The following is a 24908-nucleotide window of genomic DNA, read 5'->3' on the forward strand; positions in this document are numbered from 1 at the left end:
CCATTTGCGGCAGCTCAGCCGCCAGCCTGCTTCTTCAGCAGAGCCCGGAACTCCTTCAGCACCTCGCTGCCCTTCTTGCCGCGCCCGTCGAGGCCCTTGGCCCATTCGTCACCGACCGCGCTGAGCTTGCCTGCTATGCTGGCATGCATCGCTGCCGGCAGAGGAGCGAAAGTGACGCCGGATGTCTTCAGCTTCTGCCGGGTCTCGTCGTCCTGGCGATCGACCTCGGCGCAGGCGCTCTTGTTAACGACCTCAGCCGCCTCGGCCATGGCCTTCTGCGTCTCGGGGGCAAGCTTGCTCCAGGCGGCGTCGCTGATCGAATAAGCGACGATGAAGCTGCCGAAATTCTCGCCTTCGGTGGAGTGCTTCACCAGCTTGTCGACATTGTAGGAGATCACGCTGTCGAGCGGGAACAGCACGCCGTCGAGCGTGCCGCGCGAGAGCGACTCGTAGGTGTCGGGCGCGGCCATGCGCACCGGCGTCGCACCGATGCTGCGCAGGGTCAGGTCCTGCGCGCCGCCTGTCGTGCGTAGCTTCAGTCCCTTCAGGTCCGCATCGGATGCCACAGGCGCCTTCACCGTCAGAATCTGATAAGGCGGCAGCGCGACGGCGAGCAGCAGCTTGATCTTGTTGGGCGTGTAGTCCTCGGCCGCCACGAGCCCGTTGCGCGCCGTTTCCAGATAGGCCTTCGTGCCTTGGCAAGCCGCGGTGAAGCCGCCCGGCAGCATCGCGACCTCGGAAGCCACCATCTTGTCCGACACATAGGCCGGCGCGACATAGCCGATATCGACCACGCCCGATTGCGTCAGCTTCAACATGTCAGCCGCCTTGCCGATCTGCTGGCTCGGGAAATAGTCAAAAGTGACGCCGCCGTTCGTGCGCTTGGTGACCTCCGCCATCCAGGGCTGGATGATCAGCTTCACGAGGTAATGACCCGCGGGGAAGGAATCCGCCACGCGCAGCTTGCGGGTCTCCGCCTGGACGGAGGCGCTCAGCACGCCGAGCGCCGTCGCGGCAAGGCATGCCGCCATCAGGGTCCTGTTCATGTGTTGTCCTCCGTCTCGAATGGGGGCGCGTTGCGGCCGCGCTCTTGAGGTGGGTGGCTCAACCGGCCTGTCGGCGCAGCTCCGTCTTCAGGATCTTGCCGTAGGAGTTCTTCGGCAGGGCCTCGAAGAACCGGTATTGCTTGGGCTTCTTGAAGCGAGCGATGTGAGCCTCGCACAGGGCGTCCAGCTCTGCGGTGACGACGGAAGCGCCTTCATGCAGGCTGAGCGCCGCGACGACTTCCTCGCCCCAATCCGGGTGTCTGCGCCCGAAGACCGCGACTTCCGCGACGGCCGGGTGCAGGAGCAGCACCTCCTCGACCTCGCGCGGATAGATGTTCACGCCGCCGGAGATGATCACATCCTTGGAACGGTCCTTCAGCGTCAGCAGGCCATGCTCGTCGAGCGAACCGAGATCTCCGGTATGAAGCCAGCCGTCGTGCAGCGCCGCCGCGGTCGCCTCCGGATTGTTCCAGTATCCGCTCATGACGCTGTCGCCGCGGACCAGAACTTCCCCGACCTCGCCGGCGGGCAAGGACGCGCCGTCACTGCCGACGACCCGCAGGGAGACGATGGCCTGCGCATAGCCGACGGACCCGAGCCGGTGATCGAGCAGACCGTCGCCCGTATCCTTGTGAAGGCCGCGCGGCAGCACCGTGATCGTCATCGGGCTTTCGCCCTGACCGTAGATCTGGACGAGGCGTTGGCCGAATACCTCGAGCGCACGCCGGCTGTCCTCCACATACATCGGACCTCCGCCATAGATGATCGTCTTCAGGCCTGCGCGTTCGGCATCGCCAATCACGCCGGCATTCATCAGGCGGGTAACGATCGTCGGCGCGGCGAAGAAGGCGCAGCCTCGATGGCTGCGCAGCAGCGAGGCGAGCTCGGCCGGGTCGAACCGGCCGCTCTCGGGCACGACCTGGGCAGCCATGCCGGCGACATGCGGCAAGGCATAGAGACCCGAGCCATGCGAGAGCGGCGCCGGGTGCAGGATGCAATCCCCGGGCGAAACCGTGTCGACCTCTGCCAGGTAGCCCAGCGTCATCGCTAACAGGTTGCGGTGGGAGAGCACCGCCCCCTTCGAACGGCCCGTCGTGCCGCTGGTGTAGAACAGCCAGGCCGGATCGCCAGCGATGACATCGCGTTCAGCAGCTTCCTCCGATCGAGCGAGAGTGCGATGATCCCGGCTGCCGATGGCGACGACCGGGGGCAGGCGCTCCCGCATGAAGCCCAGCGCCTCCGAGACCGTGCCGGCCAGATCCGCCGTGGAGAAGACGAGGGCCGCGCCGGAGTCGTCGAGGATATGAGCGACCTCCCTGGCGTGGAGCTTCGCGTTCACCGGCACGCAGATCAGCCCGGCGCGCCAGCAGGCGAAGAGCAGCGCGAGATAGTCGGGGCAGTTGCGCATCACCAGCGCGACCCGATCGCCGGGCCGGAGGCCGTGGCCTTCGACGAGCCCCCCTGCGAGCCGCGCCGCCAGCGCAGCCCATTCCGCATAGCTCCAGACCGGCGCCGTGCCCTCGTAGACGGCGATGCGGCCGGGGGTCAATTTGGCGGCGCGGCGGAGGAGGGATGCGATGTTCATGGCGTCATTGTCCCAGATAGGCCGCGCGAACCTGGGGGTCGGCCAGCAGCTGAGCCGCTTCTCCGCGCAAGACGATCTCGCCCTGGCGCAGGACATAGCCTTCGTCGACAGAGCGCAAGCTGAGGTGGACGTTCTGCTCGACCAGAAGCAGGCTGAGCCCCTCCCGGGTGAGCGTGCTCAGGACCTCGAAGATTTCAGCGACGACCTTGGGGGCGAGGCCGATCGAGGGTTCGTCGAGGACGAGCAGGCGCGGGCGCGTCATAAGCGCCCGGCCGATCGCGACCATCTGCTGCTCTCCGCCGGAGAGTGTGCCGGTGCGCTGGCCGGCGCGCTCACGCAGGCGCGGGAACAGCCCGTAGACTCGCTCAAGCCCCTGCTCGCGATGCTCCTTCGCGCTTCCGAAGGTGCTGGCTGCGACGAGGTTCTCCTTCACCGTGCATTCGGGGAAGAGCATCCGCCCCTCCGGCACCGTGCCGATCCCGGCGCGCGTCCTGTCGGAGGCCTTCATCGCGCCGAGCGTGGTTCCGTCCCAGGCGATTGTGCCGATGCGCGTGGGCAGCAGACCGTTGATCGCCTTGACGATCGTGCTTTTACCCGCGCCGTTGGAGCCGATCAGCGCGACGCGCCGGCCGCTTTCGATGGTCAGGTCGATGCCGCGGATGACATTGGCCTTGCCGTATCCGGTGGCAACGCCTTGCAGGACGAGGCGGCTCACGAGACGGCACTCCCGAGATAGGCTTCCTGCACCTGGGCATCGGCCAGCACCGCGCGGGTTGCGCCTATTGCCAGCATCTCGCCGAAATTGAGCACGATGGAGTTTCCGCAGAGTTCGCTGATGATCGGCACGGAATGCTCGACCATCATGATGGTGACCCCTTCCGCGTTGATCCGCCGGATCTGTTCGCAGAGTGAGGCTGCCTCCGTCGCGGTCAGGCCGGCCAGCATCTCGTCGAGCAGCAGCAGGCGCGGCTCCGTCGCGATGGCGCGCGCGATCTCGAGGCGGCGCATCTCGGCGACGCTGAGCCGCTCGGCGTCGAGATCGGCGAGATGCGTCATGCCGACCCGCCCCAATGCCAGCCGGGCATGCTGCTCGGCGGCGGCGGATGCGGGGTGACGGGCGAAGGCCGCGACCTTGACGTTCTCCAGCACGCTCATCCCGTGGAAGGGGCGTACGATCTGGAACGTCCGGGCGAGGCCGAGCCGGCAGATCTCGTGCGGGCGCAGGCCGTCGATGCGGCGCCCGTCGAGAAGCACCGTGCCGGCAGACAGTGGCAGCAGCCCCGACAGGCAATTGAACAGGGTCGTCTTGCCGGCGCCGTTCGGCCCGATGATGCCGAAGATCTCGCCGGGCATCACCGTGAAGCCGACATCGGAGACGGCCTTTAGCCCACCGAACGACTTGCCGAGCCCTGCGACGGCGAGCAGTGGCTGCTGCTGGCTCACGGTGCCGCCTCCATGGCGAGGGCCCTCCCGGCCGCGTTCCGCTTCCCCGGAAGGATCCGCCGGAGGCGCGCGCTCAGCACGCCGCCGAGCCCTTGCGGCAGCACCAGCGCCAGCACGATCATCAGCAGCGCATAGGCGACGATGTTGACCCCGTGGAAGCTGGAGCCGAGATAGGTCCGCAGCAGCTCGCCGGCCGGGATCAGCAGCGCGGCGCCGAGCAGAGGCCCCCAGAGCAGGCCGAGGCCGCCGATGATGCCGAAGACCAGCAGCTGGATCGAGAGCTCGACGCCGAGCGTCGAGCGCGGATCGACGAAGGCGAAGGTGTTGGCGAAGATCGCGCCGCCGAGCGCGGTCAGCGCGGCACTGAGAGCGAAGACCACCAGCTTGTAGCGCATCGCCGGCACACCGAGCGCTTCAGCCGCCCCCTCATTGTCGCGCAGGGCGCGCCAGTAATACCCTGGCCGGGCCGTCAGGAACGCCTGGGAGAGGATAAGCGTCAGGGCGAGGAAGGCGACGATGATCAGGCCATAGGGCCATTTCTGGTCGAACTGCAGGTAGCGCAGCGTCTCGGAGGAGGAAGGCAGCATCATGCCGTCGGACCGGCCAAGCCAGAGCGCGGACGAGACGAGCAGGAATGCCACCTCGCTGAAGGCAAGCGTGGCGATCGAGAAGAAATAGCCCCGCAGCCCATAGCGGAAGCAAAGCAGCCCGATGAAGAGCGCGCTCGCGACAGCCAGCAGGACCGCGATCGGCCAGGTCGCGAGTGGGCCGAGCCCGAAGCCGACCTGGCCGTAGGCGACGGTGTAGGCGCCGATGCCGAAGAACAGCGAATGGCCGAGCGAGACCAGGCCAGTGAAACCCGCCATCAGGTTCCAGGCGACGGCCACGGTGCCGATCAACCCGACCATGATGAAGATTTCCATGAAATACGGGTCGGTGAGGCTGAAGCCGAAGCCGACGATCGCGAGCAGTGTCGGCACCAGCGCCGGCAGGAAACGGCGGAGCATCAGCGCGACCCTCCCGCCGGGACGAGGCCTTCCGGCCGCAGCAGCATGACCAGGATCAGCAGCGCAAAGGGCACGGCAGCGGCGACCGAGGCGGTCAGCCAGGACGCAGCGATGCTCTCGGCGATGCCGACCAGCAGCGCCCCGATCAGCACGCCGCCGAAGGAGCCCATGCCGCCGACAATGACGATGACGAAGGCCTTCAGGGTGAATAGCTGGCCTACATGCGGGTTGACGTAGAGCGCCGAGACCATCAGCGGCCCGGCGATTCCGAGCGTGCCGAGGCCGATCGCCATCGCCCAGCGATAGGTGCCGCCGATATCGATGCCGGAGAGCGCCGCGCCGTCGCGCGACTGCGAGACGACGCGCATGATCAGGCCGAGATCGGTCTTGCGCAGGACAACGTAGAACAGCCCGAGCAGGATGATCGAGGCGAGAGCGGCGATCGCCTGCGGCATCTGGATCAGCACCGGACCGAGCCAGATGCTCGCGGTGGAACGCTCTTGCGTCACCAGCAGGTTGTCGGCCTTGAAGACGACGAGCGCGAGATACTGCAACAACAGCGACAGGCCGAGCGTGACCGCCATCTGGTTGATCTCCGGCACCTTCAGCGCCGGGCGGATCAGGCCGCCGAAGAGCAGATAGCCCATCAGCATCAGCACGGGCGCGACCAGGAAGACGGCCAGGATCGGGTCGACTCCCAGGAAGGTGAAGGCGAGGTAGCCGCCATACATCGCGAGCATCAGGAACTCGCCATGGGCGAAGTTGACGATGCGCATGACGCCGAAGACCAGCGTCAATCCCACGGCGACGAGCGCGTAGATCGCTCCGTTGGTGAGCCCGCTGAGCATGGCCTGGAGAAAGATGGTCGTCGACATGCGGCTCCTCGCGCACCGCGCCTCTGCCTCGCGGCGAAGGCACGGCGGATCGTGACGGGTCGGCCGGTCAGCCCTGGACGGGCGCCGGCGGGCGGACGGCGACGGCTTCTGGCCAGACGGTGACGAACTTGCCGTCGATGGCCTGAACGATGACGCAGGTCGCGGGCGATTGCCCTTGCTCGTCGAAGGAGAGCACGGGGGCGGGCAGCACCGCGGCGGGCCCGTCCGTGATCTTCAACGTGGTCAAAGCCTCGCGGATCGCGTTGCGATCGGTCGATTTGGCGGCGTCGGCGGCGAGCGCCAGCGCATAGGTCGCGACGAAGGCCTGGGCCTGGTTGCTGAGCGGGGTTTCGCCCGGATGGGCTTCCGCGAAGGCCTTCACGAAGGCCAGGCTCGCCGGCCTGTTCAGGTCGGGGGACCATTCGACGACGCCGAAGCTCCGGTCGCTCGGCTTGCCGGCGGCGAGCACCGTCTGGTTCACATGCGCGCCGCCGAAGCCGACATAGAGCGGCCGGAAGCTCTGGGCGGCCAGGGCGCGCAGCAGCACCGTCGAATCCTCGGCATAGGCGCAGGTCAGGAGCCCTTCGGCTCCGCTGGTGCGCAGCTTGGTGGCGATGGTGCTGAAATCGGGCGTGCCGGTGCGGAAGGTCTCGTCCGTCAGGATCGGATAGCCGCGCCCAGGCATGACCGAGGTGTAGTTGCTGCGCACCGCCTGGCCGGCCGGACCGTCCTCGGTGGCGAGCGCGATCTTGCCGACCGAGATCCCCTTCGACTTCTGATAGTCGAGGAAATCGGCGATATACCCGCCGAACCACTTCGCCTTCACCGCCGTCCGGAAGACATATTTCATGCCCTGCTCGGTCAAGGCGTCGTTGACCGCGCTGGTGATCATGAAGGGGGTGCGGTTGCGGTCGGCGATCTGTGCCGCAGGAATGGTCGTGGCCGAGGCCCAGGCGCCGGTCAGCGCGCTCACCCGTTCGCGGCTGATCAATCTCTCCGCCTCGGCGCGCGAGACCTCAGGCTTCGACTGGATGTCGGTGACCAGCAGCTCGACCTTGGCGCCTCCGAGCGATTTGAGGCCGCCCGCGTCGTTGATCATCTTGGCGGCGAGTTGATGCGCCTTGAGCATGCGGATGCCGTCCGAGGCGTGGACGCCGGTGGTGGGCACCAGGACGCCGATCTTCAGCGCTTCCGTCGCGGCGCTGCCGCGGGAGGGGATGATGGCCGGCATGGCTATCGCCGCCCCCATTAGCAGCGTCTGCCTGCGGTCGATTCCGGATTTCGTCATGGTTGCCTTCCCTCCCTCATGAATGCGGCGACGGGTTCCTTCGCCCGTTGCCGTTCTGGTTGTCAGCTCATGGGCACAGCACCGCGCGGCCGACAAAGCGGCCCTCGCGAAGACCGACCAGGGCATCGTTGGCGCTTTCGAGCGGCAGCCGCGTCACCGGGATCGGCGCGATCTTGCCGGCGCGGGCCAGCGCGAGGAGCTCCCGCAACTCGGCGAGATTGCCGACCAGGCTGCCCTGGATGCGGGCCGCCTTCATCGGAATGAGCGGCAGCGACCATGGCGCCGTGCCTCCGAACAGCCCGACGATCACCAACGTCCCGCCCTTGGCGAGGGCGTCGAAGCCCAGGGCTGCCGATTTTTCGTTTCCGACGAGATCGACCACCGACTGGGCGGGCCCCCCGACGGCCTCGGCGATCTGCGCCAGTGCATCGGGCGCCGCGCCGTCGATCGCCGCGATGGCGCCCGCTTCCAGGGCCGATCGGCGCTTGGCCGGGTCGAGGTCGACGAGAACGGCGCCGACGCCGCCGAGGGCGCGCAGGATTTGGATGCACATCAGCCCGAGGCCGCCGGCGCCGATCACCAGGACGGGCTGACGCTCGATCTGGTCGCCGAGCTTCCTGAGGGCGCTGTAGGTGGTGACGCCGGAGCAAGCGAGGGGAGCCACCTGCGCCGGGTCGAGATCACCGATCGGCAGGAGGTAACGGGCATCCGGCACGCGCAGGTATTCGGCATAGCCGCCGTCGCGGTGGACACCGAGATAGCCGGCCTTGGCGCAGTAGTTCTCGAAACCGTCCCGGCAGGTCTGGCACTGGCCGCAGCCGATCCAGGGATAGGCGAGGCATCGTTCGCCCAGGGCGACGCCTTCGGCCTCCGGCCCGAGCGCAACGACCTCGCCGACCGTCTCATGCCCCATGGTGATCGGCAGCGCCACACCGCGGTCCCGGAGCGAGAGCTTGCGTCCGGCTCCGAGATCGTAGCCGCCTTCCCAGAGATGGATATCGCTGTGGCAGACGCCCGCAGCCTTGACTCGCATCACGACCTCGCGGCCGGTCGGAGCCGGCTGCGGCTTCTCGGCGGCGGCGAGCGGAGCGCCGAACTCCTCGATGCAGAAGAAGCGCATGCTTTCCCCTTTGACGTTCAGCGGGCCGTGAAGCCGCCGTCGACCGGCAGGGCGACGCCGGTGACGAAGGACGCGTCGTCGGATGCCAGCCAGAGCGCGGCATGGGCGATTTCGTCCGGGCGGCAGAGCCGGCCGAGCGGCACGGCTGCGAGCAGCTTCTTCTCGTTCGCGGCGGCTTCGGCCGGATCGCCCGAACGGCTGGTGAAATTGAACGCCATCGGCGTGTCGGTGAGGCCCGGGCAGATCACGTTCACGCGCACCTTGTCGGGCGCGAATGTCTGTGACAACGACTTGGTCAATCCGACGACGGCGAACTTGGCAGCCGAGTAGACCGGGCTGAACATCGAGCCGACGAGCCCCGAGACCGACGCTGTGAAGATCAGCGAACCGCCCCCGCGCTTGCGCATGTGCTTGATGACCTCGCCGGCTGCGAGCGCCGCCGAATCGACGTTCAGCGCCATCGCTCGGTCATAGGCCCCGAGATCGAGATCCTCGATGCCGGCGGGACCGGGAATGCCGGCATGCGCCCACATGACGTCGATACCGCCGAGGCGTGCCGCCGCCTCATGGACGGAGGAGCGCATCACCTCCTGCCGGGAGAGGTCCGCCTGCAGCGTCTCGACATTCTGCCCTCTTGCCTTCGCTTCGGCGGCAAGTTGCGCGAGCGCCTCGGCGTTGACGTCGATCGCGACGACTTTCGCACCTTCGCGCAGGAAAAGCTCGACTCCGGCCTTTCCCATTCCCGACGCCGCCGCGGTGATGACGGCAAGCTTGTCCGCAAGACGCATGGTCGTTTTCTCCGGCTGTTCTATTGTGCGTAGGCGTCCGGGAACTGGCCGGTCGTGCTGACGACCGTGGTCCGCGTTTCCAGGAAGTTGTCGAGCGCTTCGAGCCCGTTCTCGCGTCCCCAGCCACTGCTCTTGAAACCGCCATAAGGCGTCGACCAGCGGATGTAGCGGTAGGTGTTCACCCAGACGATGCCGGCCTGAATGCGCGCGGAGACGCGATGCGCCCTCCCGACATCGCGGGTCCAGAGGCCGGCGGTCAGCCCGTAGGCCGTGTCGTTGGCGATCGCGACCGCCTCCTCCTCACCGGAGAACGGGATCAGCGCGGCGACCGGGCCGAAGATCTCCTCGCGGGCGATACGCATGTTGTTGGCGACATTGGCGAAGACCGTCGGGGCGACGAAGAAGCCCTTGGCGAGCGGGCCGTCCGACAGACGGTTGCCGCCGGCGATCAGTTCCGCGCCCTCGGACTTGCCGATGTCGATATAGGAGAGCGTCTTGTCGAGCTGTTCGGCATGGGCCTGCGGCCCCATATGCGTGGCTTCCTCGAGCGGCATGCCGACGCGGACCTTCGTGGCACGCTCGGCGAAGGCCGCGACGACGCGGTCGTAGATCGGCCGCTCCACCAGGACGCGCGAGCCCAGGGCGCAGCTCTGGCCGCAGACGGCCCAGGCCGACGAGGTCGCGGCATTGACGGCCTGGTCGACATCGGCGTCGGCGAAGATGATGTGCGGTGCCTTCCCGCCGAGCTCGAAGGAGAAGCGCTTCAGATTCTCGGCACCATTGCGCAGGATCGTCTTGGCCGTGCGCCCCTCGCCGGTGAAGGCGATCTTGTCGACGCCCGGATGGGCGACGAGATGGGCGCCGGCATCATGGCCGTTGCCCGGAACGACGTTGAAAACGCCGGGCGGAAAGCCGGCCTTCTCGATCAGCCTGGCGAGCTCCAGTGCCGTGACCGGCGTTTGCTCGGCCGGCTTCAGCACGACGGCGCAACCGGCCGCGAGTGCCGGCGCGACCTTCCAGGTCGTCGTCAGCATCGGCGCGTTCCAGGGCGTGATCGCGCCGACCACGCCGACCGGCACGCGTGTGGTGAAACAATGCACCGAATCGTCGATCGGGATGGTCCGGCCGGAAATCTTGTCGGCCAGCGACGCGAACCACTGATACCAGTGGTGATGCGCGCCGACGTCGCTGCGCGCCTCGCGGATGGCGCGGCCGGAATCCCGTGATTCCAGCACGGCCATCTCGCCGGCGAACTCGCGGTAGAGATCGGCCAGGCGCCGCAGCAGCGCCGCCCGCTCCCAGCCCGGCATGCGGCGCCACGGTCCCTCGAAGGCTTCGCGGGCCGCGGCGACCGCGCGATCGATGTCGCGCGGTCCACCGAATGCGACCTCCGCCCAGGGCAACCCCGTCGCCGGGTCGATGCTTTCGACGAGGCCGCCATCGAGTGGCGCGACCCATTCGCCGCCGATGAAGAGACGATCGTAGCGGCGGAGCGAACCCGCGGGCTTCTGCGATTGCAATTCGGAGTTCAACGCAACGGCCACGGGCGCCTCCCGTTCATGGGCTGGGCAAATGTGTACACAGTCATGAATTCGGGTGTCAACCGACAGAACCGGGCAAGGTAAAATTCGAATTTGAATTTATCATGTTGATACCACTGCGGTAATTTTTCCTGTGGGTCACAGTCGAAGGTCTTGCATCGCAGCAAATCGTCGCCGCGGCGCAGCATGGATTTCATCTTTTCTGAACAATAAATCTCTGTATATGAATTATGAGCAGGCCGCCGAGGCTTGGAAAGGACGAGGCATGGGTCCACTCGAAGGCATCAAGATCATCGACATGACGTCGGTCCTGATGGGGCCCTATGCGACCCAGATGCTGGGCGACATGGGGGCGGACGTCATCAAGGTCGAAGCGCCCGACGGGGACGTCACACGGCAGATCGCTCCCTCGCGCAACCCGGGCATGGGCGCGATCTATCTCAACGCCAACCGGAACAAGCGCAGCATCTGCCTCGATCTCAAGCAGAACGCGGGACGGGAAGCCCTTCTCCGGCTGGCGGCCGATGCCGACGTGCTGGTCTACAACATTCGTCCGCAGGCGATGCGGCGGCTGGGGCTGGGCTACGAGACGCTAGCAGGCATCAATCCCCGCCTCGTCTATGCCGGGCTCTTCGGTTTCGGGCAGGGCGGCCCCTATGCCGCGAAGCCGGCCTATGACGACCTGATCCAGGGCGCCTCGGTGATGTCGTCGCTCATCGCGAAGGCGGGTGACGGCACGCCGCGCTATGTCCCTTCCGCCATCGCCGATCGCGTGGTCGGCCTCGCCGCGGTCGGCGCGATCTGCGCCACGCTAGTCAATCGCGACCGGACCGGCCTCGGCCAGCAGGTCGATATCCCGATGTTCGAGACGATGGTCGGCTTCGTGCTCGGCGACCATCTCGGCGGCCTGACCTTCGAGCCGCCCATCGGCGGCGGCGGCTATGGCCGCCAGCTCTCGCCCGAGCGCCGCCCGTATCGGACCAGCGACGGCTATGTCTGCGCGCTGATCTACACCGACAAGCAATGGGCGAGCTTCCTGGAGGCGATCGGCCAGGCGGACCTGCCGCAGCGCGATCCGCGCTTCGCGAATTTCGCCAACCGGATTGCCAATATCGACCATGTCTATGGCGAATTGGGACGCATCTTCGCGCAGCGCAGCACGGCCGAATGGCTGGAGCTGCTGGAGCGCGCCGACATTCCGTCGATGCCGATGCATGATTTCGACAGCGTGCTGAGTGATCCGCATCTCGCGCAGACCGGCTTCTTCCAGCCTGTCGACCACCCGACCGAAGGGCGCCTGCGCATGATGCGCCTCGCCACGACATGGTCCCGGACCCCGTCGGAAATCACGCGCCTGCCGCCCCACAAGGGCGCGGACGGCATCGCGATCCTGCGCGATGCGGGCTTTTCGGATGACGAGATCGACGAACTCGCGGCGCAGCGGGCTCTGCTCGCCACGGAACGCACGCCGGACATGGCGGATAGTTGAGGGACGACCCGATGGATTTCAGGCTGAGTGACGACCAGGAAGCGATTCGCGACGCGATCTCCGCGATCTGCAAGCGCTTCGGCGACGACTACTGGTTGAAGCGCGATCGCGAGGGCGGCTTCCCGCAGGACTTCTATGCGGCCTTCGCAGAGGCCGGCTGGCTCGGCATCTGCATCCCCGAGGAGTATGGCGGTTCGGGGCTCGGCATCACCGAAGCCGCGATCATGATGCGCGCCATCGCCGAATCCGGCGCCGGCATGTCGGGCGCCTCCTGCCTGCACATCAACATCTTCGGCCTCAATCCAGTGCTCGTGAACGGCACCGAGGAGCAGAAGCGGCGCATGCTGCCGCCGATGGTGCAAGGCAAGGAGAAGGCCTGCTTCGCCGTGACCGAGCCCAATACCGGCCTCAACACGACGCAGCTCAAGACGCGCGCCGTTCGCAAGGGTGACCGCTATGTCGTGGACGGCCAGAAGGTCTGGATCTCGACCGCGCAGGTCGCCGACAAGATCCTGCTATTGGCTCGCACCACCCCTCTGGAGGAGGTGAAGAAGCCGACCCATGGCTTGAGCCTGTTCTACACCGATTTCGACCGCAACCGGATCAAGGTGCACGAGATCGAGAAGATGGGCCGCAAGGTCGTCGACTCGAACGAGCTCTTCATCGAGGGCTTCGAGATTCCAGTTGAGGACCGCATCGGAGAGGAAGGTCGGGGCTTCGAATATATCCTGCACGGCATGAATCCCGAGCGGGTGCTGATCGCAGCCGAAGCGATCGGTCTTGGCCGACTCGCGCTCTCGCGGGCGACGGCTTATGCGAAAGAGCGCGTCGTCTTCAACCGCCCGATCGGCCAGAATCAGGCGATCCAGCATCCGCTCGCGCGCAACTGGATGCAGCTCGAGGCGGCCTGGCTGATGGTGATGCGCGCGGCCTGGGAATATGATTCCAGCCTGCCCTGCGGCGCCAGTGCCAATGCCGCGAAGTATCTCGCCGGCGAGGCCGGCTTCGATGCCTGCCAGCAGGCCGTCATGACCCATGGCGGCTTCGGCTATGCCAAGGAATTCCATGTCGAGCGCTATCTGCGCGAGGTGATGATTCCGCGCATCGCGCCGATCAGCCCGCAGCTCGTGCTCTGCTTCATTGCCGAGAAGGTGCTCGGCCTGCCCAAATCCTACTGAGCGGCATGCGCAGTATCGGAACAGACGCACTGGATCTGGCCGCGTTCATCAGACCCGGCGACCGGGTACTGTGCGGCCAGGTCTCGGCCGAGCCGCAGACATTGGCTGCGGCGCTGCCGGCCGCCTTCGGGACCGTCGGGCCGTTCGAGACCTTTCTCGGAACGGTGGTGTCGAACAGTTTCGATACCGTTCCGGCGGATATGCCTTTCGCGGGCTACGGCGCCATGGGCCGGGCGAGCCGCATCGCCCGGCGCGTGCGGCTGAATGTCTGGCCTCTGCACTACAGCGCGCTCGAGGCCGGCTTCGCATCGGGCGCCATTCGTGCCGATGTCGTGTTGATCCAGCTCGCAGAGGGGCCCGGCGGCCGATGCGCGACATTGGCCAACGACTATGTCCTGGCCGCCGCCCGTCAGGCGCGTTTCGTGATCGCGGAGGTGAACGCGCGGGCGCCCTGGTGCGCTGGGGCGGAAGTCCCGTCGGACCTCCGCATCGACGCGGTCGTCGAGACGGACCGGGAACCGGTCTCGTCGCCGGCCGCCGCGGCAGGAGGGGTCGAGCGCGCGATCGCGAAGCATGTGGCGGCACTGGTCCCGGATGGAGCGACCATCCAGATCGGCATCGGCGCCATTCCGGATGCCGTCCTCGACGGCCTTGCCGATCACCGCGAGCTCGGCATCCATTCAGGCGTCTTCGGCGACCGGATGGCGGCTCTCGTTGCGCGCGGCGTCTTCACCAATGCCCGCAAGACCGTCGATCCGGGGCTGGGCATCGCCAATGTCGTCGTCGGCTCCGGCCGGGCCTTCGCCGTGCTCGATCGCAATGAGGCGATCCGATTGCGCCCCGCCGCCCATACGCATGCCTTTGCCGTTCTGGCGCGGCAGAAGCGGATGATCGCCGTCAATGCGGCGATCGAAGTGGACCTGTCCGGCCAGATCAATGCGGAGGCGGTCGACGGCGCTCCGGTCGGCGGGACAGGTGGGCTCTGCGACTTCTCGCGCGGGGCCAGCGCTTCACAAGGTGGGCGCGCGATCGTCGCCCTGCGCGCGACCGACCGGACGGGCGCGATCTCGCGAATCGTGCCGCGCGTCGGAGCCGTCACGCTCGCCCGCACCGATGCCGATACGATCGTGACCGAATACGGCGTAGCGGAACTCGCCCATCGCGGTGCGGCCGAGCGCGCCCGCGCCCTGATCGCGATCGCGGCGCCGCAGCATCGCGAGATGCTGGAGCGCAGCCTCGTCGAGGAAGCTGCGACATGACGCAACCCCGCAACGGCCCGCTCGCCGGCCTGAAGATCGTCGAGTTCGCGGGCATCGGCCCCGCTCCGATGGCCGCGATGCTGTTGTCCGATCTCGGCGCCGATATCATCGTCATCGACCGTCTGGAGCCAAGCGGCCTCGGCATCGCGAAGCCGATCCGCTTCGATGTTACGCGCCGTGGGCGCCGTTCGATCGCGCTCGACCTGAAGCGGCCGGAGGGGATCGCCTGCGCGGTCACGCTCGTCGCGAAAGCCGATGCGCTGATCGAAGGGTTCCGGCCTGGCACGATGGAGCGCCTGGGCCTCGGTCCCGGGATTTGCCTCGAACGCAACCCGCGCCTCGTCTACGGTCGCGTGACCGGCTGGGGCCAGAGCGGGCCGCTCGCCCAGGCCGCGGGTCATGATCTCAACTACATCGCGCTTTCGGGCGCGCTGTCCGCGATCGGGCGGGCGGGCCAGGCGCCGACCGTGCCGCTCAATCTGATCGGCGATTATGGCGGCGGCGCCATGCTGCTCGCCTTCGGCATCGTTTGCGCGCTGCTCGCGGCCCGGCAGTCCGGGGCGGGCCAGGTCGTCGATGCCGCCATGGTCGAGGGCAGCACGACATTGATGGCGAGCCTCTTCGGCCTCGCCGCAGCCGGTCTCCACGGACCGGAGCGCGGAACCAATCTCCTCGATTCCGGCGCTCCGCACTACGAGACCTACGCTTGCGCCGATGGCGCATGGATCGCCGTGGCGCCGATCGAGACGAAATTCAGGGACGAGCTGTTGCGCCGGATCGGTTTCGATCCTGCGCGCTTTCCCGATGTCGACGACCGTGCGTCATGGCCGGAGGCCCGCGAACTGCTGAGCCGGCGCTTCGCGGAGCGCAGCCGCGCCGAATGGTGCGCCCTGCTGGAGGGGACGGATGCCTGCTTCGCGCCGGTGCTCAGCCTCGCCGAGGCTCCGGAGCACGATCACGCGAAGGCGCGCGGGAGTTTCGTCGCGATCGACGGCGTCCTCCAGCCAGCCCCCCACCCGCGCTTCAGCCGGACACCGGCGGCGACGCCGACCGCGGCGCGGGCGCCGGGAGAAGGCGGGCGGGCGGCCCTGAGCGAATGGGGCTTGCCCACGGCCGAGATCGACAGGCTGGAAAAGGCAGGAGTCCTCCGCGCCACAGCCGATATTCCCGAAGCGAACGGTACTGCAGGAGCACGATGATGGCCGGACTCTACTACGAGGAATTCGAGATCGGGCAGGTCTTCGAACATGCCTATTCGCGAACGGTCACTGAGCAGGACAATATCAGTTTCAGTCTGATGACCTTGAACCCGCAACCGCTCCATATCGACGCCGATTTCTCCAGCCGCACGGAATGGGGAAAGCCGCTGTTCAACAGCCTCTACACGCTCGGGATCATGATCGGCATGAGCGTGTCCGACACAACGCTCGGCACGACGATCGGCAATCTCGGCATGAGCGACGTGCGCTTTCCGAAGCCGGTGTTCCAGGGCGATACGCTGCGCTCCCGGACCAAGGTTCTCGGCAAGCGCGAGAGCCGGTCGCGGCCTACGGCGGGGCTGGTCGAGTTCGAGCACGAATGCCTCAACCAGCGCGGCGAGGTGGTGGCGGTGTGCCGGCGCATGGCAATGATGCACCGGCAGCAGGCGGCGGCGTGATGCGCAGCCTCCTCTTCGTTCCCGGCGACAGTGCCCGCAAATTCGCGCGCGCCCGTGATTGCGGCGCCGATGCGCTGATCCTCGATCTGGAGGATTCCGTCGCCGCCGACGCCAAGGAGGCCGCGCGGCGCGAGACCGCCGCCATGCTGCAGGCGCCGCGTGGCCAGCAGAAGCTGTTCGTGCGCATCAATGCCTTCGAAACCGGGCTCAGCGCCACCGACCTCGCGGCGGTGATGCCGTATCGCCCGAACGGGATCGCCTTGCCGAAATGCGACAGACCGGACCAGGTTCGGCGCCTTGCGTATATGCTCGACGCGCTGGAGGCCGCCAACGGCATTGCCGCCGGGAGCACGCTCGTCCTGGCGATCGTCACCGAGACGGCCGCTTCCCTCTTCGGGCTCGGCAGCTATCGCGGCTGCAGCGAGCGCCTCTGGGGAATGATGTGGGGTGCGGAAGACCTCGCCGCCTCCTTCGGCGCGACGGCCAATCGCGATGCCGGCGGCATCCTGCCGCCCTACCAGCTCGCGCGCAACCTCTGCCTTGCCGGTGCCGCCGCCGCCGGGGTCGTCGCCGTGGACACGGTCGCCGTGACGATCGATGACCTCGCTGCGGTGGAACGGGAAGCACGCGAAGCGCGACGCGACGGCTTCATGGCCAAGGGCGTGATCCATCCCAGACATGTCGAGCCGGTCAATGCCGCCTTCAGACCGAGCGAGCAGGAGATCGCCTGGGCGCGTCGCATCACCGATGCATTTGGCAATCAGGCCGATCTCGGCGTAGTGAAAATCGACGGTCAAATGATCGACAAGCCGCATTTGCGCGCCGCCGAGCGCATTTTGGCGTCGCTCTCTCCGTCGTAGTCACGATCGAAGCGCAACAGGAAGACGCATGCAGGTCAAGCAGGCTGCCAATGTTCTGGAGCTTCTCGAGTTCTTCGCCCGCCGGCAGCGCCCGGCGACCCTGGCCGAGCTCTCGGACGAGCTTGGCTGGCCGCGATCCAGTACGTTCAACCTGATCGGCACTCTCGCGGAGAAGGGCTATCTCTACGAGCCGCGGACCCGAGGGGGCTACTATCCCAGCCCGCGATGGCTGGCCATGGCGCAAGCCGTCTCGAAGGCTGAACCCCTGCCGGAAGCCGCTCTCCAGCTCGTGGCAGAGATCGCCGAGGAGACGGGGGAGACCACGGCGATCGGCGCGCCCGCGAGCACACACGCGCTGTTCATCCATGTCGTCGAGTCGAAGGCGCCCATCCGGTATTTCGCTCGCGTGGGGCATCGCCTACCGATCCATGCTAGTTCGACCGGCCGCGCGATCCTCGCCCAGTACTCCCCGGCGGAGCGTCAAGCGCTTTACCGCAAGCTCAGCTTCGAGCGCTATTCGGCAACGACGCCAATGAGTATCGAGGCCGTCGAGGCTGAGATTCGGCGCTCGGCGGCGCGCGGCTATCATTTCAGCAACGGCGACTTCAGCGCCGATCTGGTTGGCGTCGCCTTTCCGCTGCCGGTCCGCCATCGCCGGCTCTCGATCGTCGTCGCGGGCCCTCAATTCCGCTGTCTCGACAGAACCGCCGAGATCGCTGAGACAATAAGGCTCGCGATTGCGCGCTTTGCCGGCGACCTGTCGGCCGATGAGGGGGCGACCTTCTAAGGCATCGAGTTGATTGTCCCGCCAGGTTTCTGGCTTCTTTCCCAAGTCGGCGCGTTGGCCGCTTCATGGTTGGGTCCGACGAGAGGTGGATTACGCTTTTCGCGGAGGGACCTTGCGGTCCCCAACCCGCCCTTGGTCTCACCACCCTTCGGGCCCTAGGGGAGATCGCTCCGCCTTGCAACCGATCTCGGAAAGGGTGCTGTTGAGGCTAGGCTTGGGTCGGCTCGGCCATCCTGAGCGCTGATTTCGTAGTTCGTACACTGCGCAGACTTGGCCACGAGCCCCGCATCATTCCAGCGAAGTACGCCAAGCTTTTCGCGAAGGGCCAGAAGAACGACTACAACGACGCCGAGGCCATCGCGGAGGCCGCGCTGCGACCGAACCTACGGGTGGTACGGGAGAAGACACAGGACGAACTCGACCTGCAGGCCTATCACCGTATCCGGTCGCCGCTGGTCTCGCGCCGGACCGCGACGGTCAATCAGATCCGGGCGTTCCTGATCGAACAGGGTATCGCCATTCGCCCCGGGCTGCGGGCCCTGCGAAGCTCGCTCTTCGACATCCTGAAGAACCGGGCCGATAATACCAACGGCCCTCATGATTGACCGATATGGGCCCATTTCCGGTTGCCGATGGAAGCGATGACGGAGGGCTGCGACGGGAGTCTGTTCCAGGCTTCGCAGGCAGCATCGAGGATGTCGGCATAGGTGTCGAAGACACGGTTCGAGAGCCAGTTTGCCCTCAGATATTGCCAGATGTTTTCGACCGGATTGAGCTCGGGAGCCCGCGAAGGCAGGAAGATCAGGGAGAGGTTTCTCGGCACGATGAGCTTGTCCGTGGTGTGCCATCCAGCACGGTCCAGCAGCAGGACAGCGTGTGCGCCCCTTGCCACCGTCGCGGCGATCTCGTCGAGATGGGCCTGCATGGCCCAAGTGTCGGCGAAGGGCATGGCGAGCGCCGCGCCGACGCCCCGAGCCGGGCAGATCGCACCGAAGAGATATGCGCTCTCGTAGCGTTGATCGGCCGGCTGGCGCGGCCTGGTTCCGCGTCTCGCCCATTGCCGGACAAGGCCGTTCTTCTGGCCGATCCGGGCTTCATCCTGGAACCAGATCTCAACCGGCTGGTGTTTGGGAAGATGCGCGAGATGGGCTTTCAGTGTGGCCGCGAAGTTTTTTTGAAGCTTTCGACCACCCGCCCGTCCTGAGCCGGATGCTGCGGCCGCACGCTGAGCCGGGCAAAGCCGATCTGCGCCAGAAGTTTGCCGATCGTGCGCTCGTGATAGACGACCCCGAAGCGCTCCTCGATCACCCGCTTCAGGTCGATCCGCCGCCAGCGGACGACACTATCGACCATGCGGTCGGGACCAGTCTCGACGATGGTTGCGAACGCGGCGATCTGATCGGGCGTCAACCGCGGCGTATGGCCTTTGCTGCGGATGTCCTTCAGGCCCTCCGGCCCGTGCGCGTTGAACCGATGGACCCAGTCGCGCAGGGTTTGACGATCCATGCCGCCCATCCGCGCCGCCTGCTCCCGATCCATGCCGTCGAGAACCGCCGCCAACGAAAGAAGCCGGCGACTCTGGTTGGCATGCCGGGAGCCGGCTGCGAGCCGTCGCAGGTCAACGGCCGAGTAGTCCGTCCGAAGCTTCACCGCAGCAGGCATGGCGCGAATCCTCCTCGCGCCCATGGAATCAGTGAACGGCGTCGCCGAAAAGACCCCGTGAGTCAGCCTCAGCGGCCGTTGGTATAAGATCTCGCCTCGCAGGAGCGATCTGATCGTCGGCCTCTATGAGGAATGGCTATGACTCGACGAGCGGATCGAGATGATCACAGCCGAAATCGAGAAGATCGCAGCAGTGCAGGCTGCCTGCACACGGCTTATGAGCGTGCCGGACGTTGGGCCGATCATCTCAACCACGATGGTCGCCGCGATCGGCGACGGTGAAGCCTTCGACCGAGGCCGTGATTTCGGCGCGTTGCTCGGTCTCGTCCCACGACAATACTGCACCGGCGGTAGAACCGTGCTCGGGCGCATCTCGAAACAGGGCAACACCTATCTGAGAATGCTGTTCACCCAGACCGCGAAGGTCATCATCCTGAGGCCGCACAACTGGGAGAAGTTCAGCTTCGGAACCTGGTTGAAGGAAGCGGCTCCGCGGCTTCACCGCAACAAGCTCGCGACCGCCTCGCCAACAAGCTCGCTCGCATCAGCTGGAGCGTGCTGCGCAACGGACGGTCCTTCGACACGCACGGGGTGGCGCTCGCAATCTAGCAGCCCCCCAATGAGTTCGCGAGGGAGCATGCATGCAACGGATTCAATATGCGCACCCTGAGCCTGGTGGCCCTTTTGGCCGCTGAACGGCCGATCTGCTAATGAGCTCAAAGATGCGCGCGTACTCCCATCAAGGCCACGGCCCGCGGGCCGATCAGTACGCCCGACACATATGAGCGACTTCCGTTACCGCGCCCAACCGTTGTGAAACGCAGCCGGTCCATACAAAAGGGCCAATCCCGCTCGTCAGACGCCTCGTCGGGAATGTCGCACTTGAGTCACCAGCCGATGCTGCCCACCCGTCGGTGAATGTCCGGTCTCGGGTAAGGTGCCAACTTCCGCTCCTGGCACGACGCAGCCTTGAGGATTTGCTTCCTCCCTTTGATGCGACCGAATCCGCCGATCAATAGGTCGCCCGGCCGCCCGACAGGTCGAAGACGCCGCCGGTCGAGAACGAACACTCGTCCGAGGCCAGCCACAGCACCATCCGCGCCACCTCCTCGATCTCGACGAAGCGGCCCATGGGGATGCGCGACAGAATGTCGGCGCGGCGCTCGGCGGAAATCTCCTTCGCCATTGCGGTCTCGGCGGCGGCAGGAGTGATGGCGGTGACGACGATGCCGTCTCGCGCTGTTTCCTTGGCCGCGCTCTTGGTCAGCGCGATCACCCCGGCCTTGCTGGCCGAGTAGGCGGCGGCCAGCGCCATGCCTTCCTTGCCCTGGATCGAGGCGATGTTGACGACATGGCCGCGCAGCGCATGGCCGCCGACACCGCTACGCGGAGCCTGCATCCGCATGCGGCCGAGCAGCGCGCGGCTGACGAGATAGGTGCCGAACAGGTTGACCCGCAGCACCGCCTCGAAATTGCGGGGATCGGTCTCCCAGATCGGCTTCACCTCGCCGAGAATGCCGGCATTGTTGATCAGAATGTCGATCCGCCCCTGCGCGGCGAAGGCGGCCGAGGCCGCGACATCGACCATCGCGGCATCGGTGATGTCGACCTGCCTGGCGGCGACACCCAATTCGGCGGCGGCCGCCTCCAGCTTTTTGGGGTCGGCATCCCATAATTCCACCGTCGCGCCGGCATCGCGCAGCGCTTGCGCGATGCCGCGTCCCAGCCCGCCGGCACCGCCGGTGACGATGGCCGCGCGGCTGGCAAGGTCGTAGCGCGCATCCATCAGCCGGCGCTCCAGGCGGTCTTGGTCCGGGTGATCTGGTGACGATAGAGGCCGAGCGAATAGGGCCCTTCGCCGCCGATGGAGCCGAGGGAAGCGGGTGAGAGCTCCTGCTTCGCCAGCGTGACGAAATCGGCCTCGTCGCCCCAACCTTCGAGCAGCAGCACCCAGCGCGGCACGGCGTTGGCGACACCACGCGCCTTCTGTTCGGCGGTGGCGACGCCGCTCGCCTCGGCATCGGCGACGAGCAGATGCACGCCGGCCACGCCCGGCTTGTCCAGCAGGTCCGGGATGAAGCGCCGCAGCAGCGCATCGCGGTGAGCCTGCGCGCCTCCCTCGGGCACGTCGTAGCGCAGTGTCGCGATCAACCCGCCCTGAGCCGGGCCGGCACTATGGGCGACACGGCAGATCGAGCGGGCGACCGAGCGGAAGTGCTTGACGGCACTCAGCGTCCAGGGCGTCGGCGCATTGACGCGGGCCGTGTAGTCCTGGCTCTTCAGCGTCTCGACGGTGATCGCCTCGTAGAGGTTGAAGAACTCCAGATCGGCCTCGATCGCGACATAGCGGCGCCCGCGCAGGAAACCGGGAATGCCCACACGCTCGGGCATGTGCTCCTGACCGTGCCAGGCATAGAACTCGGCGCGCCCCTCCGGCGCGATGTCGTGCCAGATCGCGACCGCCCCCTCACCCGCCAGACTCATGCGCCCTCCCATATTCCGCCGCGAGGCGCGTTGACTTGGCCTCGTCGCGCTCTTATACGGAAAGCAATTCTGAATTGGAAATCATTTCCAAAAATAATCCGAGGGATGAAACGCAGGTGACGATCGCGGCCGTCGAGCGAGCGTTGAAGCTGATGGAGGCGCTGGCCGGCGCGCCGGATGGCGTCGATCTCAGCCTGCTCGCCGAACGGCTCGACCTGCCCTTCAGTGCGACGCATCGCCTGCTCGCCACGCTGGCCGAGCGCGGCTTCGTCCGGCAGGACGCACATTCCGGCGCCTATGGGCTGACGCTGAAGCTGGCCCAGCTCGCCTTTCGCGACCTCGACAGCCGCGGCCTGCCCGATGCCGGCCAGATCGTGCTCGACCGGCTGGCGGCGGCAACGCGCGAATATTGCCGGCTCGCCGTGGTCGAGGGCGGCGATCTGATCTGGATCGCCCGTTCGCAAGGCGCGACGGCGGGGTTGCGCTACGAGCCGCCGATGGGTTCCGGCCCCGTGCTGCATGCGACTGCCACCGGCAAGGCTTGGCTCGCCTCGCTACCGGAAACGGAGGCGCTGCGCATCGTCTTCGCGCGCGGCTTCGACGGCGACGACCGCACCGGGCCGAACGCGCTCAAGGATGTCGATGCGCTGCGCGCCCATCTCGACGAGACGCGGCGGCGCGGCTTCGCCATAGCAGTAGAGGAAGGCGAAATCGGCATTGTCGCGATGGCGACGACCTTCCGCGCCGGGCCCGATCCGGCCGCACCGGTCGCCGGGACGCTCAGCGTTGCCGGCCCCTTGCCGCGCATGCCCGAGGATCGACGCATCGCCATCACTGAGGCGCTCGGGCGCGCGGCGGCGGAGATGGCCGATATCTGGCCGCTGCGCCGGCGCCAGATCCCGCAGTCCCACGCCCATCCGCTCGTCTCGGCCAACCAGAACCATCCCGCAGGAACACCGGCATGAGCGACAGTGCCGCCAACGCCTCCCCCGCAGCAGCAGATAGCGGGCATAGCAGACTCCAGGAGTGGGGCTCGGCCATCGCCTGGCCGCTGATGAGCTTCGCCGTGCTGCTCGCTGCCTGGGAGTGGCTGGTGCCGCTCGCGCGCATTCCGGAATACATCCTGCCGGTGCCGAGCGCCTTCTTCGAGCGGCTGTGGACCGACAGGGGAGAGATCTTCCGGCACACGCTGGTGACGGGCAACGAGATCGTCCTCGGATTCCTGATGGCGGCTGTGATCTCGATCCCGCTCGGCTATGTCATCGTCTCGGTGCGGATCCTGGAGAAGGCGATCTATCCGGTCATCGTCTTCTTCCAGCTCGTGCCGAAGATCGCGATCGCGCCGCTCTTCGTCGTCTGGTTCGGTTTCGGCCTGTTCCCGAAGGTGCTGCTGACCTTCCTGCTCTGCTTCTTCCCGACTTTGGTGGCGAGCATGACCGGCTTCCGCGCGCTGGACGAGCGCGTGCTCTATCTCACCCGTTCGATGGGCGCTTCCGCCTGGCAGACCTTCCGCTATGTCCGCGTGCCGGCAGCACTGACCTATATCTTCTCGGGGCTGAAGGTCTCGGCCGTCTTCGCCGCGACCGGCGCCATCGTCGGCGAGTTCGTCGGCGCCAATGCGGGGCTCGGCTATCTCCTGCTACGCGGCACGAGCTTTCTCGACATGCCGCTGATCTTCGCCTGCCTGGTGGCGCTGAGCGTCGTCGGCATCCTGTTCAGCTACATCGTCGACGGCCTCGAAATCCTGCTGATGCCCTGGCAACGCAAGGGCTGAATCCAGACCACACCAATAAGCCGGACGAACCGGCTCAAGGGAGGACACCATGATGAACAGACGCATGCTGATCGGCGCCGTCGCGGCCATCGCGCTCAGCGCTTCCGGCGCCCTCGCGCAAGGCACCGGCAAGCCGATGAAGATCACGCTCAACTTCCTCGCCGCCGCTCCCAATGCCGGCTTCATGATGGCCAAGCAGATGGGCCTCTACCAGAAGGCCGGCATCGACCTGACCATCGAAGAAGGCAAGGGCTCCGGCACCACGGCCCAGATGGTCGCGACCGGCCAGACCGATATCGGCTTCGCCGACGCACCCGCCGCCATGCAATTGCGCACCAAGGGCGCGCCGGTGAAGATCATCGCGCCGGTGCTGCAGACCAACGGCTTCGCCATCATCGCGCTGGAGGAGAGCGGCATCGCCTCGCCGAAGGACCTCGTCGGCAAGAAGGTCGCTGTACAGCCCGGCACGGCGCAGACCACCCTGCTCGACGCCATCCTCGCCAGCAACCAGATCGACAAGAGCAAGCTCGACATCATCAACATCGATCCCGGCGCCTTCGTCGGGGCGCTGCTGGAGAAGAAGGTCGACGCCATCCTGGGCGGTGCCGATTTCCACTCCGTCCAGATCCGCGAGCGCGGCTTCAAGGTGCGCGACATCTTCTATCGCGACGTCGGCGTGCCGACAGTGGGGCTCTCGATCATCGCCCGCGACGACAAGATCAAGGCCGATGCCGAACTCTACAAGAAGTTCGTCGACGCGAGCCTGCAGGGCTGGGACGCCGCCCGCAAGAACCCGGATGCCGCCGCCGACGCGGTCGTCGCGCAATTTCCCTCGGTGAAGAAGGCGCAGGTGCTCGCCCAGTTCGACGTGGTCAACAAGCTGCTCTGCGCGCCCGGCGCGACCGCGCTCGGCAAGGTGCCCGACGCAAACTGGACCAAGAGCTTCGAACTGCTGACCCAGTATCTCGGCCTGCCCAAGGACAAGCCGATCACCGACTACTACACGACGGAACTGCTGCCCGCCTCGGCGCCGTCCTGCCCCTGACAACCCAACCCTCGTCATCC

Annotated in this window: 24 protein-coding genes and 1 pseudogene; 12 read left to right on the forward strand and 13 right to left on the reverse strand. The window is 66.7% G+C overall.

Annotated elements, in window-relative coordinates:
* Window positions 1-14: 14 nt before the first annotated feature.
* The 10 genes from AC1DIN_RS19815 to AC1DIN_RS19860 form a co-directional block, all read right to left on the reverse strand.
* Window positions 15-1046 (reverse strand): TRAP transporter substrate-binding protein, encoded by a 1032-nt coding sequence (locus AC1DIN_RS19815; protein WP_476811031.1) that lies wholly within the window; start codon window positions 1044-1046, stop codon window positions 15-17.
* A gap of 58 nt (window positions 1047-1104) precedes the next feature.
* Window positions 1105-2631: an AMP-binding protein gene (locus AC1DIN_RS19820; RefSeq protein WP_476811032.1), complete on the reverse strand. Its 1527-nt coding sequence runs from the start codon at window positions 2629-2631 to the stop codon at window positions 1105-1107.
* A 4-nt stretch (window positions 2632-2635) separates the two neighbouring features.
* Window positions 2636-3346 (reverse strand): ABC transporter ATP-binding protein, encoded by a 711-nt coding sequence (locus AC1DIN_RS19825; protein WP_476811033.1) that lies wholly within the window; start codon window positions 3344-3346, stop codon window positions 2636-2638.
* A complete protein-coding gene (locus AC1DIN_RS19830) occupies window positions 3343-4074 on the reverse strand; it encodes an ABC transporter ATP-binding protein (RefSeq protein WP_476811034.1) in 732 nt (243 codons plus the stop codon). Before AC1DIN_RS19830 ends, AC1DIN_RS19825 begins: the two co-directional genes overlap by 4 nt.
* Window positions 4071-5081 carry a branched-chain amino acid ABC transporter permease gene (locus tag AC1DIN_RS19835; RefSeq protein ID WP_476811035.1) on the reverse strand — a complete coding sequence of 337 codons (1011 nt, stop codon included), beginning with the start codon at window positions 5079-5081 and terminating at the stop codon, window positions 4071-4073. The genes AC1DIN_RS19830 and AC1DIN_RS19835 overlap by 4 nt, the downstream gene beginning before the upstream one ends.
* A complete protein-coding gene (locus AC1DIN_RS19840) occupies window positions 5081-5956 on the reverse strand; it encodes a branched-chain amino acid ABC transporter permease (RefSeq protein ID WP_441471946.1) in 876 nt (291 codons plus the stop codon). Before AC1DIN_RS19840 ends, AC1DIN_RS19835 begins: the two co-directional genes overlap by 1 nt.
* A gap of 67 nt (window positions 5957-6023) precedes the next feature.
* A complete protein-coding gene (locus AC1DIN_RS19845; protein WP_441471947.1) occupies window positions 6024-7244 on the reverse strand; it encodes an ABC transporter substrate-binding protein in 1221 nt (406 codons plus the stop codon).
* Window positions 7245-7311: 67 nt separating this feature from the next.
* Entirely contained in the window at window positions 7312-8364 is a 1053-nt protein-coding gene (locus tag AC1DIN_RS19850) for an alcohol dehydrogenase (RefSeq protein ID WP_476811036.1), read from the reverse strand.
* Between the two features lie 17 nt (window positions 8365-8381).
* On the reverse strand, window positions 8382-9152 hold the full coding sequence (locus AC1DIN_RS19855) for an SDR family NAD(P)-dependent oxidoreductase (RefSeq protein WP_476765572.1): 771 nt from the start codon (window positions 9150-9152) through the stop codon (window positions 8382-8384).
* A gap of 20 nt (window positions 9153-9172) precedes the next feature.
* Window positions 9173-10696: an aldehyde dehydrogenase gene (locus tag AC1DIN_RS19860; protein ID WP_476811037.1), complete on the reverse strand. Its 1524-nt coding sequence runs from the start codon at window positions 10694-10696 to the stop codon at window positions 9173-9175.
* Window positions 10697-10958: 262 nt separating this feature from the next.
* Here AC1DIN_RS19860 and AC1DIN_RS19865 point away from each other — a divergent pair, with 262 nt between their 5' ends.
* The 8 genes and pseudogenes from AC1DIN_RS19865 to AC1DIN_RS19900 form a co-directional block, all read left to right on the forward strand.
* Entirely contained in the window at window positions 10959-12182 is a 1224-nt protein-coding gene (locus AC1DIN_RS19865) for a CaiB/BaiF CoA transferase family protein (RefSeq protein ID WP_476811038.1), read from the forward strand.
* A gap of 11 nt (window positions 12183-12193) precedes the next feature.
* Entirely contained in the window at window positions 12194-13360 is a 1167-nt protein-coding gene (locus AC1DIN_RS19870; RefSeq protein ID WP_476811039.1) for an acyl-CoA dehydrogenase family protein, read from the forward strand.
* A gap of 5 nt (window positions 13361-13365) precedes the next feature.
* Window positions 13366-14619, forward strand: a complete 1254-nt coding sequence (locus AC1DIN_RS19875; protein WP_476811040.1) for an acetyl-CoA hydrolase/transferase family protein — start codon at window positions 13366-13368, stop codon at window positions 14617-14619.
* Window positions 14616-15818 carry a CaiB/BaiF CoA transferase family protein gene (locus AC1DIN_RS19880; protein ID WP_476811041.1) on the forward strand — a complete coding sequence of 401 codons (1203 nt, stop codon included), beginning with the start codon at window positions 14616-14618 and terminating at the stop codon, window positions 15816-15818. The genes AC1DIN_RS19875 and AC1DIN_RS19880 overlap by 4 nt, the downstream gene beginning before the upstream one ends.
* Window positions 15818-16276 (forward strand): MaoC family dehydratase, encoded by a 459-nt coding sequence (locus tag AC1DIN_RS19885; RefSeq protein WP_476811042.1) that lies wholly within the window; start codon window positions 15818-15820, stop codon window positions 16274-16276. The genes AC1DIN_RS19880 and AC1DIN_RS19885 overlap by 1 nt, the downstream gene beginning before the upstream one ends.
* The gene (locus tag AC1DIN_RS19890) at window positions 16276-17136 is read left to right on the forward strand and encodes an HpcH/HpaI aldolase/citrate lyase family protein (RefSeq protein ID WP_476811043.1); all 861 of its coding nucleotides are present in this window, start codon (window positions 16276-16278) and stop codon (window positions 17134-17136) included. Before AC1DIN_RS19885 ends, AC1DIN_RS19890 begins: the two co-directional genes overlap by 1 nt.
* Before the next feature lie 28 nt (window positions 17137-17164).
* Window positions 17165-17923: an IclR family transcriptional regulator gene (locus tag AC1DIN_RS19895; RefSeq protein ID WP_476765576.1), complete on the forward strand. Its 759-nt coding sequence runs from the start codon at window positions 17165-17167 to the stop codon at window positions 17921-17923.
* Window positions 17924-18150: 227 nt separating this feature from the next.
* Window positions 18151-18504 (forward strand): annotated as a pseudogene (locus tag AC1DIN_RS19900) (IS110 family transposase); the annotation flags it as partial.
* Between the two features lie 14 nt (window positions 18505-18518).
* Here AC1DIN_RS19900 and AC1DIN_RS19905 read toward each other — a convergent pair.
* Window positions 18519-19585 (reverse strand): IS630 family transposase gene (locus tag AC1DIN_RS19905; protein ID WP_476811044.1). Its coding sequence is split into 2 segments (ribosomal slippage): window positions 18519-19099 and window positions 19099-19585, totalling 1068 coding nucleotides; the frame shifts between segments, so codons are not numbered across the junction.
* Between the two features lie 160 nt (window positions 19586-19745).
* On the opposite strand from AC1DIN_RS19905, the gene AC1DIN_RS19910 reads away from it, so the two are divergent.
* Window positions 19746-20255: a transposase gene (locus AC1DIN_RS19910; RefSeq protein WP_476811045.1), complete on the forward strand. Its 510-nt coding sequence runs from the start codon at window positions 19746-19748 to the stop codon at window positions 20253-20255.
* A 342-nt stretch (window positions 20256-20597) separates the two neighbouring features.
* On the opposite strand, the gene AC1DIN_RS19915 is transcribed toward AC1DIN_RS19910, so the two are convergent.
* Entirely contained in the window at window positions 20598-21371 is a 774-nt protein-coding gene (locus AC1DIN_RS19915) for an SDR family NAD(P)-dependent oxidoreductase (protein ID WP_476811046.1), read from the reverse strand.
* Window positions 21371-22069 (reverse strand): hypothetical protein, encoded by a 699-nt coding sequence (locus AC1DIN_RS19920; protein ID WP_476811047.1) that lies wholly within the window; start codon window positions 22067-22069, stop codon window positions 21371-21373. The genes AC1DIN_RS19915 and AC1DIN_RS19920 overlap by 1 nt, the downstream gene beginning before the upstream one ends.
* Before the next feature lie 116 nt (window positions 22070-22185).
* Between AC1DIN_RS19920 and AC1DIN_RS19925 the strand changes: the two genes are divergently transcribed.
* Genes AC1DIN_RS19925 through AC1DIN_RS19935 form a run of 3 tightly spaced genes read left to right on the forward strand, consistent with a single transcriptional unit; the run spans window position 22186 to window position 24888 of the window.
* A complete protein-coding gene (locus tag AC1DIN_RS19925; RefSeq protein WP_476811048.1) occupies window positions 22186-23034 on the forward strand; it encodes an IclR family transcriptional regulator in 849 nt (282 codons plus the stop codon).
* Complete coding sequence (locus AC1DIN_RS19930) at window positions 23031-23843, forward strand: ABC transporter permease (RefSeq protein WP_476811049.1); 813 nt, start codon at window positions 23031-23033, stop codon at window positions 23841-23843. Before AC1DIN_RS19925 ends, AC1DIN_RS19930 begins: the two co-directional genes overlap by 4 nt.
* A 49-nt stretch (window positions 23844-23892) precedes the next feature.
* Window positions 23893-24888 (forward strand): ABC transporter substrate-binding protein, encoded by a 996-nt coding sequence (locus tag AC1DIN_RS19935; RefSeq protein WP_476811050.1) that lies wholly within the window; start codon window positions 23893-23895, stop codon window positions 24886-24888.
* The last annotated feature ends 20 nt before the right edge of the window (window positions 24889-24908 follow it).

The organism is Allobosea sp. 05T438, from assembly GCF_056396025.1.

Excerpts from the sequence above, each read along its gene's own strand:
- AC1DIN_RS19890 (WP_476811043.1), top strand. The coding sequence starts at position 16,276 with ATGCGCAGCCTCCTCTTCGTTCCCGGCGACAGTGCCCGCAAATTCGCG.
- AC1DIN_RS19915 (WP_476811046.1), bottom strand. The coding sequence starts at position 21,371 with ATGGATGCGCGCTACGACCTTGCCAGCCGCGCGGCCATCGTCACCGGC.
- AC1DIN_RS19840 (WP_441471946.1), bottom strand. The coding sequence starts at position 5,956 with ATGTCGACGACCATCTTTCTCCAGGCCATGCTCAGCGGGCTCACCAAC.
- AC1DIN_RS19865 (WP_476811038.1), top strand. The coding sequence starts at position 10,959 with ATGGGTCCACTCGAAGGCATCAAGATCATCGACATGACGTCGGTCCTG.
- AC1DIN_RS19835 (WP_476811035.1), bottom strand. The coding sequence starts at position 5,081 with ATGCTCCGCCGTTTCCTGCCGGCGCTGGTGCCGACACTGCTCGCGATC.
- AC1DIN_RS19930 (WP_476811049.1), top strand. The coding sequence starts at position 23,031 with ATGAGCGACAGTGCCGCCAACGCCTCCCCCGCAGCAGCAGATAGCGGG.
- AC1DIN_RS19855 (WP_476765572.1), bottom strand. The coding sequence starts at position 9,152 with ATGCGTCTTGCGGACAAGCTTGCCGTCATCACCGCGGCGGCGTCGGGA.
- AC1DIN_RS19885 (WP_476811042.1), top strand. The coding sequence starts at position 15,818 with ATGGCCGGACTCTACTACGAGGAATTCGAGATCGGGCAGGTCTTCGAA.
- AC1DIN_RS19820 (WP_476811032.1), bottom strand. The coding sequence starts at position 2,631 with ATGAACATCGCATCCCTCCTCCGCCGCGCCGCCAAATTGACCCCCGGC.
- AC1DIN_RS19910 (WP_476811045.1), top strand. The coding sequence starts at position 19,746 with ATGATCACAGCCGAAATCGAGAAGATCGCAGCAGTGCAGGCTGCCTGC.
- AC1DIN_RS19875 (WP_476811040.1), top strand. The coding sequence starts at position 13,366 with ATGCGCAGTATCGGAACAGACGCACTGGATCTGGCCGCGTTCATCAGA.
- AC1DIN_RS19815 (WP_476811031.1), bottom strand. The coding sequence starts at position 1,046 with ATGAACAGGACCCTGATGGCGGCATGCCTTGCCGCGACGGCGCTCGGC.
- AC1DIN_RS19920 (WP_476811047.1), bottom strand. The coding sequence starts at position 22,069 with ATGAGTCTGGCGGGTGAGGGGGCGGTCGCGATCTGGCACGACATCGCG.
- AC1DIN_RS19870 (WP_476811039.1), top strand. The coding sequence starts at position 12,194 with ATGGATTTCAGGCTGAGTGACGACCAGGAAGCGATTCGCGACGCGATC.
- AC1DIN_RS19850 (WP_476811036.1), bottom strand. The coding sequence starts at position 8,364 with ATGCGCTTCTTCTGCATCGAGGAGTTCGGCGCTCCGCTCGCCGCCGCC.
- AC1DIN_RS19895 (WP_476765576.1), top strand. The coding sequence starts at position 17,165 with ATGCAGGTCAAGCAGGCTGCCAATGTTCTGGAGCTTCTCGAGTTCTTC.
- AC1DIN_RS19935 (WP_476811050.1), top strand. The coding sequence starts at position 23,893 with ATGATGAACAGACGCATGCTGATCGGCGCCGTCGCGGCCATCGCGCTC.
- AC1DIN_RS19880 (WP_476811041.1), top strand. The coding sequence starts at position 14,616 with ATGACGCAACCCCGCAACGGCCCGCTCGCCGGCCTGAAGATCGTCGAG.
- AC1DIN_RS19845 (WP_441471947.1), bottom strand. The coding sequence starts at position 7,244 with ATGACGAAATCCGGAATCGACCGCAGGCAGACGCTGCTAATGGGGGCG.